This is a genomic window from Dankookia rubra (genome assembly GCF_004355005.1).
Classification (GTDB): Bacteria; Pseudomonadota; Alphaproteobacteria; order Acetobacterales; family Acetobacteraceae; genus Paracraurococcus; species Paracraurococcus ruber_A.
The window spans coordinates 220,509-237,080 of sequence record NZ_SMSJ01000001.1 but is presented as its reverse complement, the minus strand read 5'-3'; the positions used below and the strand labels follow the sequence as shown (position 1 = coordinate 237,080).

General features: G+C 70.5%; 16 protein-coding genes. 12 read left to right on the top strand and 4 right to left on the bottom strand.

The annotated features are described in order from the left end of the window. Nucleotides 1-38 precede the first annotated feature (38 nt). Nucleotides 39-635, top strand: a complete 597-nt coding sequence (locus E2C06_RS01120) for a YcbK family protein (protein WP_165982140.1) — start codon at nucleotides 39-41, stop codon at nucleotides 633-635. Here E2C06_RS01120 and E2C06_RS01115 read toward each other — a convergent pair. Then, nucleotides 628-1,722 carry an AI-2E family transporter gene (locus tag E2C06_RS01115; protein ID WP_133286730.1) on the bottom strand — a complete coding sequence of 365 codons (1,095 nt, stop codon included), beginning with the start codon at nucleotides 1,720-1,722 and terminating at the stop codon, nucleotides 628-630. The two genes, E2C06_RS01120 and E2C06_RS01115, sit on opposite strands and share 8 nt — an antisense overlap. A 318-nt stretch (nucleotides 1,723-2,040) precedes the next feature. Here E2C06_RS01115 and E2C06_RS01110 point away from each other — a divergent pair, with 318 nt between their 5' ends. Next, entirely contained in the window at nucleotides 2,041-2,349 is a 309-nt protein-coding gene (locus E2C06_RS01110) for an HU family DNA-binding protein (protein WP_133286729.1), read from the top strand. Between the two features lie 74 nt (nucleotides 2,350-2,423). Here E2C06_RS01110 and E2C06_RS01105 read toward each other — a convergent pair whose 3' ends face one another. Next, entirely contained in the window at nucleotides 2,424-2,870 is a 447-nt protein-coding gene (locus tag E2C06_RS01105) for a nuclear transport factor 2 family protein (RefSeq protein WP_133286728.1), read from the bottom strand. Nucleotides 2,871-3,001: 131 nt separating this feature from the next. Between E2C06_RS01105 and E2C06_RS01100 the strand changes: the two genes are divergently transcribed. The 9 genes from E2C06_RS01100 to glpK all read left to right on the top strand — a co-directional run bounded on the left by E2C06_RS01100 (nucleotide 3,002) and on the right by glpK (nucleotide 13,117). Further along, on the top strand, nucleotides 3,002-3,838 hold the full coding sequence (locus E2C06_RS01100; RefSeq protein ID WP_241671051.1) for a DeoR/GlpR family DNA-binding transcription regulator: 837 nt from the start codon (nucleotides 3,002-3,004) through the stop codon (nucleotides 3,836-3,838). An 82-nt stretch (nucleotides 3,839-3,920) separates the two neighbouring features. Next, nucleotides 3,921-5,450: a glycerol-3-phosphate dehydrogenase gene (glpD, locus tag E2C06_RS01095; protein ID WP_133286726.1), complete on the top strand. Its 1,530-nt coding sequence runs from the start codon at nucleotides 3,921-3,923 to the stop codon at nucleotides 5,448-5,450. Then, nucleotides 5,447-6,526, top strand: coding sequence for an ABC transporter ATP-binding protein (locus tag E2C06_RS01090; RefSeq protein ID WP_133286725.1), 1,080 nt, complete (start codon nucleotides 5,447-5,449; stop codon nucleotides 6,524-6,526). The genes glpD and E2C06_RS01090 overlap by 4 nt, the downstream gene beginning before the upstream one ends. Next, a complete protein-coding gene (locus tag E2C06_RS01085) occupies nucleotides 6,526-7,584 on the top strand; it encodes an ABC transporter ATP-binding protein (protein WP_133286724.1) in 1,059 nt (352 codons plus the stop codon). The genes E2C06_RS01090 and E2C06_RS01085 overlap by 1 nt, the downstream gene beginning before the upstream one ends. 2 nt (nucleotides 7,585-7,586) lie before the next feature. Continuing rightward, nucleotides 7,587-8,474, top strand: a complete 888-nt coding sequence (locus tag E2C06_RS01080) for a carbohydrate ABC transporter permease (RefSeq protein WP_133286723.1) — start codon at nucleotides 7,587-7,589, stop codon at nucleotides 8,472-8,474. Continuing rightward, the gene (locus E2C06_RS01075) at nucleotides 8,471-9,340 is read left to right on the top strand and encodes a carbohydrate ABC transporter permease (protein ID WP_133286722.1); all 870 of its coding nucleotides are present in this window, start codon (nucleotides 8,471-8,473) and stop codon (nucleotides 9,338-9,340) included. Before E2C06_RS01080 ends, E2C06_RS01075 begins: the two co-directional genes overlap by 4 nt. 128 nt (nucleotides 9,341-9,468) lie before the next feature. Continuing rightward, nucleotides 9,469-9,750 carry a DUF2160 domain-containing protein gene (locus E2C06_RS01070; protein WP_133286721.1) on the top strand — a complete coding sequence of 94 codons (282 nt, stop codon included), beginning with the start codon at nucleotides 9,469-9,471 and terminating at the stop codon, nucleotides 9,748-9,750. A gap of 46 nt (nucleotides 9,751-9,796) precedes the next feature. Further along, on the top strand, nucleotides 9,797-11,572 hold the full coding sequence (locus tag E2C06_RS01065) for an ABC transporter substrate-binding protein (protein ID WP_133286720.1): 1,776 nt from the start codon (nucleotides 9,797-9,799) through the stop codon (nucleotides 11,570-11,572). Nucleotides 11,573-11,623: 51 nt separating this feature from the next. Further along, on the top strand, nucleotides 11,624-13,117 hold the full coding sequence (glpK, locus tag E2C06_RS01060; protein WP_133286719.1) for a glycerol kinase GlpK: 1,494 nt from the start codon (nucleotides 11,624-11,626) through the stop codon (nucleotides 13,115-13,117). A 150-nt stretch (nucleotides 13,118-13,267) separates the two neighbouring features. Here glpK and E2C06_RS01055 read toward each other — a convergent pair whose 3' ends face one another. After that, nucleotides 13,268-14,485 carry an NADP-dependent isocitrate dehydrogenase gene (locus tag E2C06_RS01055; RefSeq protein WP_133286718.1) on the bottom strand — a complete coding sequence of 406 codons (1,218 nt, stop codon included), beginning with the start codon at nucleotides 14,483-14,485 and terminating at the stop codon, nucleotides 13,268-13,270. 220 nt (nucleotides 14,486-14,705) lie between these two features. Between E2C06_RS01055 and E2C06_RS01050 the strand changes: the two genes are divergently transcribed. Further along, the gene (locus E2C06_RS01050; protein WP_133286717.1) at nucleotides 14,706-15,641 is read left to right on the top strand and encodes an Hpt domain-containing protein; all 936 of its coding nucleotides are present in this window, start codon (nucleotides 14,706-14,708) and stop codon (nucleotides 15,639-15,641) included. A gap of 110 nt (nucleotides 15,642-15,751) precedes the next feature. On the opposite strand, the gene E2C06_RS01045 is transcribed toward E2C06_RS01050, so the two are convergent. After that, entirely contained in the window at nucleotides 15,752-16,555 is an 804-nt protein-coding gene (locus E2C06_RS01045) for a substrate-binding periplasmic protein (protein ID WP_241671050.1), read from the bottom strand. Nucleotides 16,556-16,572 lie beyond the last annotated feature (17 nt).

Genomic DNA, 16,572 nt, shown 5'->3' with positions numbered 1-16,572 from the left:
GGATGCGACGCCGGACCCTGCTCCTCGCGGCCCCTGCCGTGCTCCCGCTGCCCGCGCTGGCCGCACCCCGACGGCCAGCTCCCGGCCTGCGCCGCCTGGCGATCCGCCATGCCGCGACCGGTGCCCGCTTCGCCGGCTCCTGGCATGACGGCCGCACCGCGGACCCGGCCGCTATGGCCGAGCTGTCCGAGGTCCTGGCCGATACCCGGACCGGCGCGGTGCTGCCCTTCGATCCGGCGGCGATCGAGGTGCTGTGGGAGGTCGCGCGGCGGGCCGGGCTCGCCGGGGACATCACCATCCTCTCGGGGTATCGCACGCCGCAGACCAACTATGCCGTGCATGGCGCGGGAGACAGCCAGCACCTGCGGGCCGGGGCGGTCGACGTCATGCTGGCGCCGGAACGGCTGCCTGGCTTCGCCGAGCAGGCGATCCTGCTCGGCCGCGGCGGGGTCGGAATCTATACCGCGCGCAACTTCGTGCATGTGGACAGCGGCCCGGTGCGGCGCTGGGGCGACGTGCCGGGCGAGCTGGCCTCGCTGCCCGTGGCCGGCGGCAAGCCGCGCAGCCGGCTCGACCTGACCTTCGACCCGCTGGCGAGCATGGCCGAGGCCTGGGGCAAGACCCGCATCAAGTAGGCTGCTCGCTGGTCCATTCCTGCCAGAGCAGCGCCAGCGCCGCCATGATGGCGGGGCCGAGGAAGAGTCCCAGCAGCCCCCAGGTCTCGACCCCGCCGAGGATGCCGAGCAGCACTAGCAGGAAGGGCAGCCGGGTGGCGCCGCCGATCAGCGCCGGGCGGAAGACGTGGTCGGCGACGAAGACCACCAGCAGGCCGAAGCCAAAAACCGCCGCCCCTGCCGTGACCGCGCCCTGCGCCACCTGCACCAGGGCGGCGATGCCGAAGACCAGCGGCGCGGCAAAGGGGATCATCGCCGCCAGCGCGGTGACCGCGCCCAGCAAGGTCGGGTGCGGCACGCCGGCCACCGCATAGGCGATGCCGAGCAGTAGCCCCTCCGCCAGCCCGACCAGCACCAGCCCGTCCACCGTGCCGTGCACGGAGGCCACCATCTGCCGCGCCACCCGCTCCCCAGCCGGGCCGAGCAGCCGGGCGCTGGCGCGCAGCGCCTGCGCCACCAGCGCCTCGCCGTCCCGGAACAGGAAAAACAGGGTCAGGATGGTGAAGCCGAACAGCACCGCCCGGTGCGCCAGGTTGGCGCCGAGCTGGCGGCCGGCATCGATCAGCTCGGCATTGTTGAGCCGCGCCAGCACCTCCTTCGCGCCGCCGGGATCGGCCAGGTTCTCCTGCCACCAGGCGGTGGCCTGGGCGCCGAAGAAGGGCAGGGTGGCTAGCCACTCAGGCAACGGCAGCCCGTTGCGCTCGGCCTCCGCCGCCCAGTGCAGCAGGGCGCCGGCCTCCCGCGCTGCCTGGATCGCCAACAGGCCGAGCGGCAGCAGGAAGAGCAGGGCGATCGCGGTGGCGAAGAGCGCCGGCAGCAGGATGCCATGGCCATGCACCGGGATGCGGCGCCTGACGCGGCGATAGAGCGGCCACATGGCGATCGCCAGGATCACCGCCCAGGCCAGCGCCGGCAGGAAGCCGTGCAGGGTCCAGAGCCCCAGCAGCACGAGGCCGAGCGCCACCGCGACGCGCGCCGCGCGCGGGCCGCGGCCGACCAGGGAGGGGTGACGCGGCGGGGCCGGCAGGTCGGCGGAATCGGGACTCATGCGAGCTCCTGTCAGGCGGGTGCGGGTGGCAACGCGGGAAACTCCGCCGCCCGCACCGGATACACCCAGGCGTGGATCGCCGGCCGCCGGGGCGGGGCCCGCCCCGAGTCGCGGCAAGGGTGGGCGGATTCGCCGGCCCCGGCGCTTGCCGCGCGACAGCCCGCCGCCGCCCGGCTTGGCTGACGAGGCCAGGAAAATCCGCGAGTCGCATGCCGGCCAGCGTGGCTGGCCCACATTCCTGGCCTCGGGATGCAACGAGACGACTGACGCCGCGCAATCTTCTCGCTATGAGGCGAGGACTCGCAGGGAGTCATGCCTATGTCGAAGAAGTTCCTCACCGACGTCATCGTTCAGTCCACCGAGATGCCGGCGATCGCCGCCAATCGCCTGGCCGCCGACCTGATCGCGGCGATCAAGTCCGAGATCACCGGGACCGGTCGCTTTACCCTGCCGGATTTCGGTTCCTTTGTCGTCAAGGAGACGCCGAAGCGCACCGCCATGAACCCGCGCACCGGCGAGAAGGTGGCGGTGAAGGCCGGCGCGACCGTGCGTTTCAAGGCCAGCCCCTCACTCAAGGACGCCGCGCTGGCCGGCATGAAGAAGGCGAAGAAGAAGGCCAAGGCCTGAGCCATCTCGCGGCCCCCCGCGCCGCCTGGCGCGCGGGGGCTCGGTCGTCCTGGCGGGCGGGCTGCCTGCCGGGGTCAGAGGCGGTAGGCTTGGCGCGCCAGCAGCCGCCAGCTGCCGCCATCCTTGGTCCAGACCTGCAGCACGCCGATCCGCACGGGCGTGACCTTCCCGGCCGGGTCCACCGTCTCGCCGGTGAAGAGGTGCCGGACGATCGCCTCGTCCGAGGTGAGGCCGATGGTCTGCTCGCTCAGCTCGATCCGGCGGAAAGCGCTGGCGCGGCTTTCGAGATAGGCGATGAACTGCGCCTTGTTCTCGATCCGCCCGGCGGAATGCCCGTAGCTGAGCGCGGGCGAGGTCAGCGCCTCGAGCTTCGGCCGGTCGACCGCGATCATCGCTTGGCTGAGGGCCTCGACCGCGGCGGCGACCTGGGCCTGGTCGCCCGCCTGTGCCCGGGCAAGGTTCGGTGCGAGCAGCAGCGCAGCGGCACCCGCCAGGGCGGCCCGGCGGCTTGCGAGGGTCATGGCATTCACTCCCTATGCTTGTCGGTTTCTTGCAGCGGGCGAAGCCTAGGGCGCCGGACCGTGCCGCGTCCATGGCGCGCCATCGGCCGGACGGGCTTCCACCGGCCGCCGTCGCGCGGCATGGTCTTGCCGTGGCATCCAACCCTCCCCTCGAAGCGCTGTCCGACCGGCAATCGGCGATCCTCGCCCTGGCGCGCGGCGCCGGGCGCGTCGGGGTGGAGGACTTGGCCGCCCGCTTCGGGGTCAGCCCGCAGACCATCCGCAAGGACCTGAACACGCTCTGCGATCGCCGGCTGCTGGCACGGCAGCATGGCGGGGCGATGCTGGCCTCGGGGGTCGAGAACCTTGGCTATGCCGCCCGCCGCGCGCTGGCGCATGCCGAGAAGCGCCGCATTGCCGCCTGCTGCGCGGCGCTGATCCCGGACGGGTCCAGCCTCTTCATCAACATCGGCACGACGACCGAGGAGGTGGCGCGCGCCCTGGTGCATCACCGCAACCTGCTGGTGGTGACCAACAACATTCACGTCGTCTCCATCCTGCTGCCCTGCGATGGCGTCGAGGTGGTGGTGGCCGGCGGGCCGGTGCGGCGGTCGGATGGCGGCATCGTCGGCGAGGCGACGGTCGATCTCGTCTCCCAATTCAAGCTGGACTTCGCGGTCATCGGCGCCTCGGCGCTGGATGAGGAGGGCGGGCTGCTCGACTACGATTACCGCGAGGTCCGGGTGGCGCGCGCCATCCTCGGCAACGCGCGGCAGGCTATCCTGGTGGCGGATACCGGGAAATTCGAGCGCTCGGCCCCGGTGCGGATCGGCCATGTCTCCCAGCTGCATTGCGTGGTGATGGACCGTGCCCCGCCGCTGGGCTTCGCCGCCGCCTGCCAGGCCGCGGGGACGCAACTCGAGCTCGCCGGGCCGGAAGAATGTGAAATGCTAACCGAAACCGGATCCCTCGAAACCGAAACCCACTGACGCGCGATTAGGCTTCGAAGTTTTCACTTGAGCTTGCGTTTCGCTCTCGGGCAGGATGCGGGCGGCGTCCGGGGAATGAAGCGTGTCGGCAACGGGTAATGGCCAAGTTCAGGATCTCCTCGTCATCGGCGGCGGGGTGAATGGCTGCGGGATCGCCCGGGACGCGACCGGCCGCGGGCTTTCGGTCACCCTCGTCGAGAAGGGGGACCTCGCCGGCGCTACCTCCTCCTCCTCGACCAAGCTGATCCACGGCGGGCTGCGCTACCTGGAGTACCGCGAGTTCCGCCTGGTGCGGGAAGCGCTGATCGAGCGCGAGGTGCTGCTGCGCGTCGCACCGCATATCGTCTGGCCGCTGCGTTTCGTGCTGCCGCACCACAAGGGGCTGCGGCCCTGGCCGGTGCTGCGGCTGGGTCTGTTTCTCTACGACCACCTGGGCGGCCGCCGCATCCTGCCGCCGACCCGCGGGCTCGATCTCCGCCGCGACCCGGCCGGGGCGTCGCTGAAGCCCGAATACCACCGCGCCTTCGAATATTCCGACTGCTGGGTCGAGGATGCGCGGCTGGTCGTGCTGAACGCCCGGGACGCGGCCGATCGCGGCGCCGCGGTGCTGACCCGGACGCGCTGCGTTTCCGCCCGGCGGGAAGGCGGGCTCTGGCAGGCGACCCTGCGCGACGAGGCGACCGGCGCGGTGACCGAGGTCGCGGCGCGCGCCCTGGTCAATGCCGGCGGCCCCTGGGTGACGGATGTGCTGGGCGGCGTCGCCGGCCTGAACACGCCGGCCAAGGTGCGACTGGTCAAGGGCAGCCACATCGTCACCCGCAGGCTGTATGACCACGACCGCTGCTACATCTTCCAGAATGCCGATGGGCGGATCTGCTTCGCCATCCCCTATGAGGAGGACTTCACCCTCATCGGCACCACCGACGAGGAGTTCACCGGGGACCCCGCGACCGCAGCGATCTCCGAGGCGGAGACCGACTATCTCTGCCGCGCCGTCAGCGACTATTTCCGTCGCCCCGTCACCCCGGCCGACGTGGTCTGGAGCTATGCGGGCGTGCGCCCGCTGTATGATGATGGCGCCAGCCGGGCGCAGGAAGCGACCCGGGACTATGTCCTGACGTTGGATGCGCGGGACGGGGAGGCGCCTTTGCTCTCGGTCTTCGGCGGTAAGATCACCACCGCCCGGCGGCTGGCTGAGGCCGCGCTGGCGAAGCTGGGCCCGCATTTCCCGGCAATGGGCGGCGCCTGGACCAACGCGGCCGCACTGCCCGGCGGCGACTTCCCCTGGGACGGCGCGCCGGCGCTGGTCACCGCGCTGCGGCAGCGCTTTCCCTTCCTGGGCGCTGCCCTGGCGCGCCGGCTGGTGCGGCAATACGGCACCCGCGCCGCGGCGGTGCTGGGCGATGCCGGCAGCATGGCCGATCTCGGCCAGGATTTCGGCGCCGGGCTGACCGCGCGCGAGGTGGACTGGCAGATGCGCGAGGAATGGGCGCGGGCGCCGGCCGACATCCTCTGGCGCCGCAGCAAGCTTGGCCTGCGGATCGATGCCGAGGGCCAAGCCGCGCTGGCCGCGCACATGGCTGCGGTGCCGGCGCGGAGGGCAGCGGAATGAGCGTTGCGCTCGAGGGCCTCGGCTTGTCGGCGGCGGGGCAGGTGGTGCTGCATCCCGTCACGCTGGAGCTGGCCGGCGGCCTGCCGAACGTGCTGCTCGGCCCGACCGGCGCCGGCAAGACCACGCTGCTGCGGCTGCTGGCCGGGCTCGACCGGCCGAGCGAGGGACGGCTGCTGGCCGAGGGGCGCGACGTGACCGGGCTCGACGTGCGCAAGCGCAGCGTCGCCATGGTGTACCAGCAGTTCATCAACTACCCCGCTTTCACCGTCTTCGAGAATATCGCGGCCCCATTGCGTGTCGCTCGCCTGGGGCGCGCCGAGATCGAGGCGCGGGTGCAGGACGCCGCGCGGCTGCTGCGGCTGACGCCCTACCTCGCGCGCAAGCCACTGGAGCTGTCCGGCGGGCAGCAGCAGCGCACCGCGATCGCCCGCGCCCTGGTCAAGCGCGCCCCCCTTGTGCTGATGGACGAGCCGCTGGCCAATCTCGATTACAAGCTGCGCGAGGAGCTGCGCGAGGAACTGCCCAAGCTGTTTGCCGAGAGCGGCAGCGTCTTCGTCTATGCGACGACCGAACCGGCCGAGGCGTTGCTGCTCGGCGGCCGCGTCGCCACGCTGTCGGAGGGACGGGTCACCCAATCCGGCCGGGCCGGGGAGGTCTTCCGCCGCCCGGCCGACCTCGCCACCGCCCGTGTCTTCTCAGATCCGCCGCTGAACGAGGCGCCGGCGCGCATCGAGGCCGGGCGGCTGGCGCTGGCGACCGGCGAGGCGCTGCCGGTGCCGGTCGGCGGCCTGCAGGACGGGCCCTGCACCGTCGGCATCCGCGCGCACCAGCTCTCGCTCGAGCCACTGCCCGGGGCTGTCGCGCTGCCGGCGGTGGTGCGGGTTTCCGAGGTCACGGGGTCGGAGAGCTACGTCCACCTCGATGTCGGCCCGCTACCCTGGGTCGTGCTGGCGCCCGGCGTGCGGCGGCCGGAACCGGGCGAGGCGGCGACCGTCTGGCTCGACCCGCAGCGCTGCCTGGTTTTCGGCGCGGATGGCCGCCTCGCCGCCGTCTCCGCCCTGGCGGAGGCGGCCTGATGGCGCGGATCGGCTTCGAGCGGCTGGCGCAGCGCTACCCCGGCAGCCCGCACTACGCCCTGCGGCCGATGGACATGGTCTGGGAGGATGCCGGCGCCTATGCGCTGCTCGGCCCCTCCGGCTGCGGCAAGACGACGCTGCTCAACATCGTTTCCGGCCTGCTGCGGCCGACCGAAGGGCGGGTGCACTTCGACGGGCAGGACGTGACCGCCCTGCCGACCGAGCGGCGCAACGTGGCGCAGGTGTTCCAATTCCCGGTGGTCTACGACACCATGACGGTGCGGGAGAACCTGGCCTTTCCCTTGCGCAACCGCGGGTCCTCGGCGCGCGAGGCGAATACGCGGGTGGAGCATGTCGCCGGGCTGCTCGGGCTCGGCGCGATGCTCGACCGGCGCGCCCGCAATCTCGGCGCCGACGAGAAGCAGAAGATCTCGCTGGGGCGCGGGCTCGTCCGCGGCGACGTCGCCGCCATCCTCTTCGACGAGCCGCTGACCGTCATCGACCCCCACCTGAAATGGGAGCTCCGCTCCCGGCTGAAGGAGCTGCACCGCCAAGTGCCGGTGACGATGATCTACGTCACCCACGACCAGACCGAGGCGCTGACCTTTGCCGACCGGGTCGTGGTCATGTCGGAGGGCGAGGTGGTGCAGGTCGGCACGCCGGAGGCGCTGTTCGACCGCCCGGCGCATAGCTTCGTCGGCCATTTCATCGGCTCGCCCGGCATGAACTTCCTGGCCTGCGCGGTGCATGGGCGGGAAGCAATGCTGCCGGGCGGCCAGCGCATCGCCCTGCCGCGCGCTTATGCACCGCTGCCGGGCCGCGTCGAGCTCGGCATCCGGCCGGAATTCGCCACCCTGGCGCGGGAGGGCCTGCCGGTCGCACTGACGCGCGTCGAGGATCTCGGCCGCCGACGCATCGCGCGCGTGGAGCTGGACGGCCAGCCCTTCGCCGCGACCCTGCCAGAGGGGATGGCGGTGCCGGCAGAGCCTTGCCTCGCGCTCGATGCCGCGGGGATGCTGGTCTACGCCGATGGCCGGCTGGCGGAAGGGGAGGCCTGAGCATGGCCAAGCCGCACAACGATCGCGCTTGGTTCCTGGTGCTGCCGGTGGTGGCGCTGGTCGCCTTCTCCGCCCTCATCCCAGTGATGACGGTGGTCAACTACTCCGTGCAGGACACCTTCGGGAACAACCAGTTCTTCTGGAACGGCACCGCCTGGTTCCAGGAGCTGCTGGATCCCTCGACCGATCTCGGCGGGCGGTTCTTCGACGCGCTGTGGCGGACGCTGCTGTTCAGCGGCTTGTGCCTGCTGATCGAGATCCCGCTCGGCATCGCCGTGGCGCTGACCCTGCCGCGGCAGGGCTGGGGCGTCGCCGTCTCGCTCGTCGTGCTGGCCCTGCCGCTGCTGATCCCCTGGAATGTCGTGGGCACCATCTGGCAGGTCTTCGGCCGCGGCGATATCGGCCTGCTCGGCGCCGGGCTGCAGGCGCTCGGGATCAACTACAACTACGCGCAGAACGCCTTCGACGCCTGGGCCACGGTGGTGGCGATGGATGTCTGGCACTGGACCTCGCTGGTCGTGCTGCTGTGCTATGCCGGGCTGCGCGCCATCCCCGATGCCTACTACCAGGCGGCGAAGATCGACGGCGCCGGCGCCTGGGCAATCTTCCGCGCGATCCAGCTGCCGAAGATGCAGCGGGTGCTGACCATCGCGGTGCTGCTGCGCTTCATGGACAGCTTCATGATCTATACCGAGCCCTTCGTGGTGACGGGCGGCGGCCCCGGCAATGCCACCACCTTCCTGTCGATCGACCTGGTGAAGATCGCGCTCGGCCAGTTCGACCTCGGCAAGGCCGCGGCCATGTCGATCGTCTACAACCTGATCATCCTGACGGTCTGCTGGATTTTCTTCGCCACCACCACCCGCGGCCAGAGCGAGGCGGCACAATGAGCACGACCGTCGCTGCCCCTGCCGCCCTGCCAGCGGCGCAGGCACCGGCGCGGACGGGCGCGCTGCGCGCCATGGCGCCGCGCCTCGTTCTCGGTCTCTATGTCCTGTTCCTGCTGGTGCCGATCTACTGGCTAGTCAACATGAGCTTCAAGACCAACCTCGAGATCGCCTCGGGCATGACGCTCTGGCCGCAGCAGCCGACGATGGAGAACTACCGCCGCATCTTCACCGACCGTTCCTGGTACAGCGGCTACATCAACAGCCTGAAATTCGTCGGCCTCAACATGGCGATCTCGCTGAGCGTCGCTCTGCCGGCCGCCTATGCCTTCAGCCGCTACCGCTTCCTCGGCGACAAGCATCTGTTCTTCTGGCTGCTGTCGAACCGCATGGCGCCGCCGGCGGTCTTCGCGCTGCCCTTCTTCCAGCTCTACTCCGCGGTCGGGCTGTTCGACACGCCCTGGGCGGTGGCGCTGGCGCATTGCGTCTTCAACATCCCCCTCGCGGTCTGGATCCTGGAAGGTTTCATGTCCGGCGTGCCGCGCGAGATCGACGAGATGGCGGCGATCGACGGCTGGTCCTTCCCCGCCTTCTTCGTCCGCGTCTTCATGCCGCTGGTGGCGGGGGGCATCGGCGTCGCCGCCTTTTTCTGCTTCATGTTCTCCTGGGTGGAGCTGCTGCTGGCGCGGACGCTCACCACGGTGGATGCCAAGCCGATCGTCGCCACCATGACCCGCACGGTCTCGGCCGCCGGGATGGACTGGGGCCTCCTGGCCGCGGCCGGGGTGCTGACCATCATCCCCGGCGCCATCGTCATCTGGTTCGTCCGCAACCACATCGCGCGCGGCTTCGCGCTGGGGCGGGTGTAGATGGCGGGGAAGGCAGGGTTGGGGGAGACGGTACTCTCCCCCGTTGGACGCATGCGTCCAGCCCCTCATCTGTTTTTCCGGGTTGGCATCCGTCGCGCGGCGAGGGTTGGCTTGGCGGAGGCGGTCTGATGGCGCTCGATTGGATGGCCTGGACCTGGCAGACCGGCCTGCTCTTCGCCGTCCTCTTCGCCACGCTGGCGGTGATGACGGTACTGGCGGCGCGGCGGCCGGAGGTCGACCGCATCGGCATCCTCGGCCTGCCGACCACGCGCGGCGACCGGCTGTTCCTGACCCTGCTCGGCGCCGCCTTCATCCATCTCGGCTGGCTGGCGCTGGCAGGGGAGGCCCCGCTCTGGGGCGCCAGCATCCTGTCCCTGATCTTTGGCGCGGCGATGTTCCGCTGGGCTTGACCAAAGGCGACCATGACGGGCGCCGATACCGAAGGAGGGAATGCCAATGAATGACATGACGGTCGGCCGCCGCCGGCTGCTGATGGGCAGCGCCGCCGCGCTCGCCGCCCCCGCCGTCATCTTCGCCCCGCGCCAAACCGTGGCGCAGGGGGTGGACGCCGCCCGCCGCTGGGTCGACGGCGAGTTCCAGCCCAGCACGCTGACCAAGGATCAGCAGATGGCCGAGATGGAATGGTTCGCCCGCGCGGCGCAGCCCTTCCGCGGCCAGGAGATCAACGTGGTGTCGGAGACGATCACCACGCACGAGTACGAGGCGCGGACCCTCGCCAAGGCCTTCTCCGAGATCACCGGCATCAATCTGCGGCACGACCTGCTGCAGGAAGGCGATGTGGTCGAGAAGATCCAGACCCAGATGCAGTCGGGCCGCAACGTCTACGACGCCTGGGTCAACGACAGCGACCTGATCGGTACGCATTTCCGCTACCAGCAGGCGGTGCCGCTGACCGACTGGATGAAGGCCGAGGGCCGCGACCAGACCTCGCCCACCCTCGACATCGAGGATTTCATCGGACGCAGCTTCTGCATCGGCCCGGACGGCAAGCTTTACCAGCTGCCCGACCAGCAATTCGCCAACCTCTACTGGTTCCGCTACGACTGGTTCGCCCGCCCGGCCATCAAGGACGCCTTCAAGAAGAAGTACGGCTACGACCTCGGCGTCCCGGTGAACTGGTCGGCCTATGAGGACATCGCCGAATTCTTCACCAACGACGTGAAGGAGGTCGACGGCGTCAAGGTCTATGGCCATATGGACTACGGCAAGAAGGACCCCTCGCTCGGCTGGCGCTTCACCGATGCCTGGCTCTCCATGGCCGGCAACGGCGACCGTGGCATCCCGAACGGCAAGCCGGTCGACGAGTGGGGCATCCGCATGGAGGGCTGCCGCCCGACTGGCTCGTCGATCGAGCGCGGCGGCGACACTAATGGCCCGGCCGCGGTCTATTCGATCACCAAGTATGTCGAGTGGCTGAAGAAGTACGCGCCGCCCGAGGCCGCGGGCATGACCTTCTCGGAATCCGGCCCGGTGCCGGCGCAGGGCAACATCGCCCAACAGATGTTCTGGTACACCGCCTTCACCGCCGACATGGTGAAGCCCGGCCTGCCGGTGGTGGATGCCAGCGGCCTGCCGAAATGGCGCATGGCGCCGTCCCCGAAAGGCGCCTATTGGAAGGAGGGGATGAAGCTCGGCTACCAGGATGCGGGGTCCTGGACCTTGCTGAAGTCGACTCCGGTCGATCGCCGCCGCGCCGCCTGGCTCTACGCGCAGTTCTGCGTCTCGAAGACCACCAGCCTGAAGAAAAGCCATGTCGGGCTCACCTTCATCCGCGAGAGCGACATCTGGCACCAGAGCTTTACCGAACGCGCGCCGAAGCTCGGCGGGCTGGTCGAGTTCTACCGTTCGCCGGCGCGGACGCAGTGGACGCCGACCGGGGTGAACATCCCCGACTACCCCAAGCTGGCGCAGCTCTGGTGGCAGAACATCGGCGATGCCTCGTCCGGTGCGAAGACCCCACAGGCGGCGATGGACTCGCTGGCGGCGGCGCAGGACAGCGTGCTCGAGCGGCTGCAGCGCGCCAACGTGCAGGGCGATTGCGGGCCGAAGCTCAACCCGAAGACCAGTGCCGAGCACTGGTACGAGCAGGCCAAGAAGGACGGCAACATCGCGCCGCAAAGGAAGCTCGCTAACGAGAAGCCGAAGGGTGAGACGGTGGACTACGACACGCTGATCCGCTCCTGGCCGGCGACGCCGCCGAAGCGCGCCTAACCGGAACGGCGGGGGCATCGGCCCCCGCCATCCTCCCCTGGGATCCCGCCCATGCCCGCAGGCCATATCCTCGCCCTCGACCAGGGCACCACCTCCACCCGCGCCATCCTGTTCCGCGCGCCGGACCTGGTGCCGGTCGCCGTCGCGCAGCAGGAATTCCAGCAGCACTACCCCGCCTCCGGCTGGGTGGAGCATGAGGCGGAGGACCTGTGGGAGACATCGCTCGCGGTGATGCGAGAGGCGATGGCCAAGGCGGGGCTCGGGCCACAGGACATCGCCGGCATCGGCATCGCCAACCAGCGGGAGACGACGCTGGTCTGGGACCGCCGCAGCGGCCGCCCCATTCACCGCGCCATCGTCTGGCAGGACCGCCGGACGGCCGCCGCCTGCGCCGCGCTGCGCGAGGCCGGCCATGCCGAGGCGGTGGCTGCCGCCACCGGCCTGCTGATCGACCCTTATTTCTCCGCGACCAAGGTCACCTGGCTGCTGGACAACGTCGCTGGCGCGCGCGAGGCCGCCGACCGCGGCGAGCTCGCTTTCGGCACCGTCGACAGCTTCCTGCTCTGGCGCCTGACCGGCGGCCGCGTGCATGCGACGGACGCGACCAATGCCGCCCGCACCATGCTGTTCGACATCAGGGTGGGCGCCTGGTGTCCCTCGATGTGCGCGCTGCATCGGGTGCCGATGTCGATGCTGCCGGAGGTGCGCGACTGCGCCGCCGAGTTCGGCACCACGGACGTGCTGGGCGGCGCCATACCCGTCCGCGGCATCGCCGGCGACCAGCAGGCAGCGACGGTCGGGCAGGCCTGCTTCCGGCCGGGCATGCTGAAATCCACCTACGGCACCGGCTGCTTCGCCCTGCTGAACACCGGGGACGCACCGGTCGCCTCCAGGCACCGGCTGCTGACCACCATCGCCTACCAGCTGGCCGGCAAACGCACCTATGCGCTGGAGGGCGCGATCTTCGTCGCCGGCGCCGCGGTGCAATGGCTACGGGACGGGCTCGGGCTGATCAAGGATGCCGCCGAGAGCGGCGCGCTGGCCGCCGCGGCCGATCCGGCGCAACGCTGCTACCTCGTGCCGGCTTTCGTGGGCTTAGGCGTGCCGCATTGGGATGCCGAGGCGCGCGGCGCCATCCATGGCCTGACCCGCGCCACCGGCCCGGCCGACTTCGCCCGTGCCGCGCTCGAAAGCGTCGGCTACCAGACCCGCGACCTGCTGGCGGCCATGCAGGCCGACCTGGGAGCAGGGGAGGGAGCCGTGTTACGGGTGGATGGCGGCATGGTCGCCTCCGACTGGACCATGCAATTTCTCGCCGACATCCTCGGTGCCCCGGTCGACCGGCCGGTGGTGCGGGAGACGACGGCGCTGGGTGCGGCCTACCTCGCGGGGCTGCAGGCGGGGCTCTGTCCGGGGCCGGAGCAGTTCGCCGCGGCCTGGCAGCTCGACCGCCGCTTCACCCCGGCGATGCCGGCGGCCGAGCGCGACGCCGCCTATGCCGGCTGGCAGCGCTCGGTACGGCGGACGCTGTCCGGGGTGGTTTAGCGCAGCCGGCGCGGGGGGGGGTGAACGCCTGGATCTGTTCCGCAAGCAAGGACCGGCCGCGGCCCGCCTTCCGCTGAACGCGAACCGCTGCAGGCGCAAAAAAAGGCGGGCCCTCGCGGACCCGCCCCCCGCCGCGCGCGGGCGCGGTGTCTACTTCATCGCCTTCTGCAGGTTCTCGTCGAGCTTAGCCAGGAAGGCCTGGGTGGTCAGGAAGGGCTGGTCCTTGCTGATCAGGATGGCCAGGTCCTTGGTCATGAAGCCGCTCTCGACGGTGTCGACGCAGACCTTCTCCAGCGCCTCGGCGAAGCCGGTGACGTCGGGCGTGCCGTCGAACCTGCCGCGATAGGCGAGGCCGCGGGTCCAGGCGAAGATCGAGGCGATCGGGTTGGTCGAGGTCTCGCGGCCCTTCTGGTGCTCACGGTAGTGCCGCGTCACCGTGCCGTGCGCGGCTTCCGACTCGACGGTGTTGCCGTCGGGGCTGAGCAGCACCGACGTCATCAGGCCGAGCGAGCCGAAGCCCTGCGCCACGATGTCCGACTGCACGTCGCCGTCGTAGTTCTTGCAGGCCCAGACATAGCCGCCTTCCCACTTCAGCGCCGAGGCTACCATGTCGTCGATCAGCCGATCCTCGTAGGTCAGCCCGGCCGCCTTGAACTTGTCGGCGAAGTCGGTGTCGTAGATGCGGCGGAAGATGTCCTTGAACTCGCCGTCATAGGCCTTGAGGATGGTATTCTTGTGCGAGAAGTACACCGAGTAGCCGCGCGCCAGGCCGTAGTTGAAGGAGGCGCGGGCGAAGCCCTCGATGCTGGCGCGGGTATTGTGCATTCCCATCAGCACGCCGCCGCCGGCCGGGAAATTGGTGACGTCGAGCTCGACCGGGGCGCCCCCATCGGCCGGCGTCCAGGTCAGCGTGGCCTTGCCGGCGCCGGGGATCTTGGTTTCGGCCGCGCGGTAGATGTCGCCATAGGCATGGCGGCCGATGACGATCGGCTTCGACCAGTGCGGCACCAGGCGCGGCACGTTGGAGCAGATGATCGGCTCGCGGAAGATGGTGCCGTCGAGGATGTTGCGGATGGTGCCGTTCGGGCTCCGCCACATCTTCTTCAGGCCAAACTCCTTCACCCGCGCCTCGTCCGGGGTGATGGTCGCGCACTTCACGCCCACGCCGTACTGCTTGGTCGCGTTGGCGGCGTCGATCGTCACCTGGTCGTCGGTCTGGTCGCGGTACTCGATGCCGAGGTCATAGTATTTCAGGTCGATATCGAGATAGGGAAGGATCAGCTTCTCTTTGATGAACCCCCAGATGATCCGGGTCATCTCGTCGCCGTCCATCTCGACGACCGGGGTCTTCACCTTGATCTTCGCCATACCGCGTCCTCGTCGCTTCCCGGCGCGACCAATCAGCGACTGCGGCCGGGTCCATGGATAACGGGCCGGACAATCGCACCGGGGCCTGCGGCGGGCAAGGGCCGGACGGGCCGCGGGGTACCACCGGCCGCCGTCGCCGTTGCGCTCGGTCCATGTGAAATGGTAGTTCACGAACAGTGAAACATCGCGTCCTGCGTGCTACGTCCGGGGTCGATCGCCGATGGAACTGGATCCTGACCGGCCGCTTCGCACCGCCATGCTACTGGGGGGCGCGGCGGCCTTCGGTGCCCTGGCCTGGGCGGTGACGCTGCATGTCCTGGCGCTGGGTCCCCTGCCGTCCTCGATCCTGGACCTTGGCATCCGGCTCATTCCCACCGTGCTATGCAGCATGGTCCTGGCCTTCGGCGCGGGGCTCTGGTTCGGCCGCCGTCGCCTGGCCGTGGTCGAAGCCGCGCTCGGTGCGGCGAGCCAGGCGCGCTTCGCCGCAGTGCAGGACGAGTTGCAGCACGCCGCTGTTCGGGCCGAGGCGGAGACGCGTCGCATCGCCCTGTTGCTGGACAGCGCCGCCCCCGGTGCCGCGCTGTTCGACGGGCAGCACTGCCTGTCGGCCTGGAGCCAGGGCTTCGCCGCCTTGGCCGAGGTGCCGGAGGCGGCGCTGCAGGCCGGCCTGCCGCTTGCCGACCTGGTGCGGCTGCAGCCCGCCAGCCCAACCGGGAAGCTGTCCCGGCACGGCATCGAGTCGGGAATCGCCGGGGCTGCCCGGCGGCAGCGCCGCGACGGCAGCCATGTCGAGGACCGCTGGGAACCCGAAGCCGGGGGCGGCATGCTGCTGACTTGCCGCCCGGCTGCGCCGCCGCGCCAGGCCACGCCGTTTTCCGCCGCCGACCTGGCGGCGCTCTGCAAGGAGGAGGTGCGGACCCGCATGCCACGGCTGCAAGCGGCGATCGCCGCCGGCGATGCCCCCGCGGCGCGGCTGGAAGCACATGCGATCCGCGGCGTCGCCGCCAGCTTCGGGCTGGACGACCTTGCGGAGACGCTGCTGGTTGTGGAAACCGCCGCCCGGGCCGGCGACCTGGCGAAGCTGGCGACCGCCAGCCCCGGCCTGCCGCAATGCGCCGAGGCCGGGCTGCGCCGCCTGCTGCACCAGCCGGCCTGACCCCGCGTCGTCGGGGCCGGCTGCGGGCGACCTGCACCGACGACGCGGCCCGGGGCCTGGGCCGGCCGCTTCAGCACCGCGCCGTCAGGCAGCCCGGCTACCGGGCCGCCTCAGTCGCGCACCAGGATCGGCGTCAGGCCGTGCCGCGCGGCCGCGGCGGCCAGGCTGCCATCCGCCTTTGCGGCGGCGACGAAGGCATCGACCTCGGCTAGCCAGGCTGCCTCGCCCTTAGGCACGGCATAGGCATAGGCGGTTTCGCCGAAACGGCCGGGCGGCTCGATGATCCGCGCCCAGTCATGCATCAGCAGCATGCGGCGGGTATAGGGGAAGTCGCTCATGAACAGGTCGGCGCGGCCGGCCTGCACCTCGGCCTCCCGCGTATTGGGCGGGCTGACCACCACCAACTCGGCCCGCTGCAGCGTCTGCCGCATCAGCGGCTCCATCAGCGTGCCCGCGGCGACCGCGACCGCGATGCCGGGCTGGTCGATATCCTCCCACCGGGTGATGCGGGGGCCGTCCTTGCTGGTCACCCCATAGACCGGGCTGGCCATGGTTGGGCGCGAGAAGTCGACCCGCGCCTGCCGCGCCGGCAGCACGCCGACCGCCATCATGGCGACGTCGCAGTCACCGCGTTCCAACCGGTCCATGAACTCGGCGAAGTTGGTCTCGACGAAGTGGAGCGGCAGGCCAAGCCGGGCGGCGAGCGCCCGGGCCATGTCGATGTCGATCCCCTCGAGCGCGCCGTTCCGGGGGTTGCGGTAGCTGATGGCGAAGTATTCCGGCCACATGCAGACCTGCAGGCGGCCGCGGGCGCGGACGGCCGCCAGGCGCTCGCCGGCAATGGGCGCGGCAGCCTGCGGGGTGGAGGCGGCAGGTGTCGCCGGGCCCGGCACGGGCTGCGACAATGCCGGCAACGAAATGGCCTCTAAAA

What these genes read in the sequence shown, in the direction of transcription:
- E2C06_RS01090 (WP_133286725.1), top strand. Translation starts at nt 5,447, where the DNA reads ATGAGCGTTGCGCTCGAGGGCCTCGGCTTGTCGGCGGCGGGGCAGGTG.
- E2C06_RS01110 (WP_133286729.1), top strand. Translation starts at nt 2,041, where the DNA reads ATGTCGAAGAAGTTCCTCACCGACGTCATCGTTCAGTCCACCGAGATG.
- E2C06_RS01075 (WP_133286722.1), top strand. Translation starts at nt 8,471, where the DNA reads ATGAGCACGACCGTCGCTGCCCCTGCCGCCCTGCCAGCGGCGCAGGCA.
- E2C06_RS01065 (WP_133286720.1), top strand. Translation starts at nt 9,797, where the DNA reads ATGAATGACATGACGGTCGGCCGCCGCCGGCTGCTGATGGGCAGCGCC.
- E2C06_RS01085 (WP_133286724.1), top strand. Translation starts at nt 6,526, where the DNA reads ATGGCGCGGATCGGCTTCGAGCGGCTGGCGCAGCGCTACCCCGGCAGC.
- E2C06_RS01105 (WP_133286728.1), bottom strand. Translation starts at nt 2,870, where the DNA reads ATGACCCTCGCAAGCCGCCGGGCCGCCCTGGCGGGTGCCGCTGCGCTG.
- E2C06_RS01080 (WP_133286723.1), top strand. Translation starts at nt 7,587, where the DNA reads ATGGCCAAGCCGCACAACGATCGCGCTTGGTTCCTGGTGCTGCCGGTG.
- E2C06_RS01050 (WP_133286717.1), top strand. Translation starts at nt 14,706, where the DNA reads ATGGAACTGGATCCTGACCGGCCGCTTCGCACCGCCATGCTACTGGGG.
- E2C06_RS01070 (WP_133286721.1), top strand. Translation starts at nt 9,469, where the DNA reads ATGGCGCTCGATTGGATGGCCTGGACCTGGCAGACCGGCCTGCTCTTC.
- E2C06_RS01055 (WP_133286718.1), bottom strand. Translation starts at nt 14,485, where the DNA reads ATGGCGAAGATCAAGGTGAAGACCCCGGTCGTCGAGATGGACGGCGAC.
- glpK (WP_133286719.1), top strand. Translation starts at nt 11,624, where the DNA reads ATGCCCGCAGGCCATATCCTCGCCCTCGACCAGGGCACCACCTCCACC.
- E2C06_RS01115 (WP_133286730.1), bottom strand. Translation starts at nt 1,722, where the DNA reads ATGAGTCCCGATTCCGCCGACCTGCCGGCCCCGCCGCGTCACCCCTCC.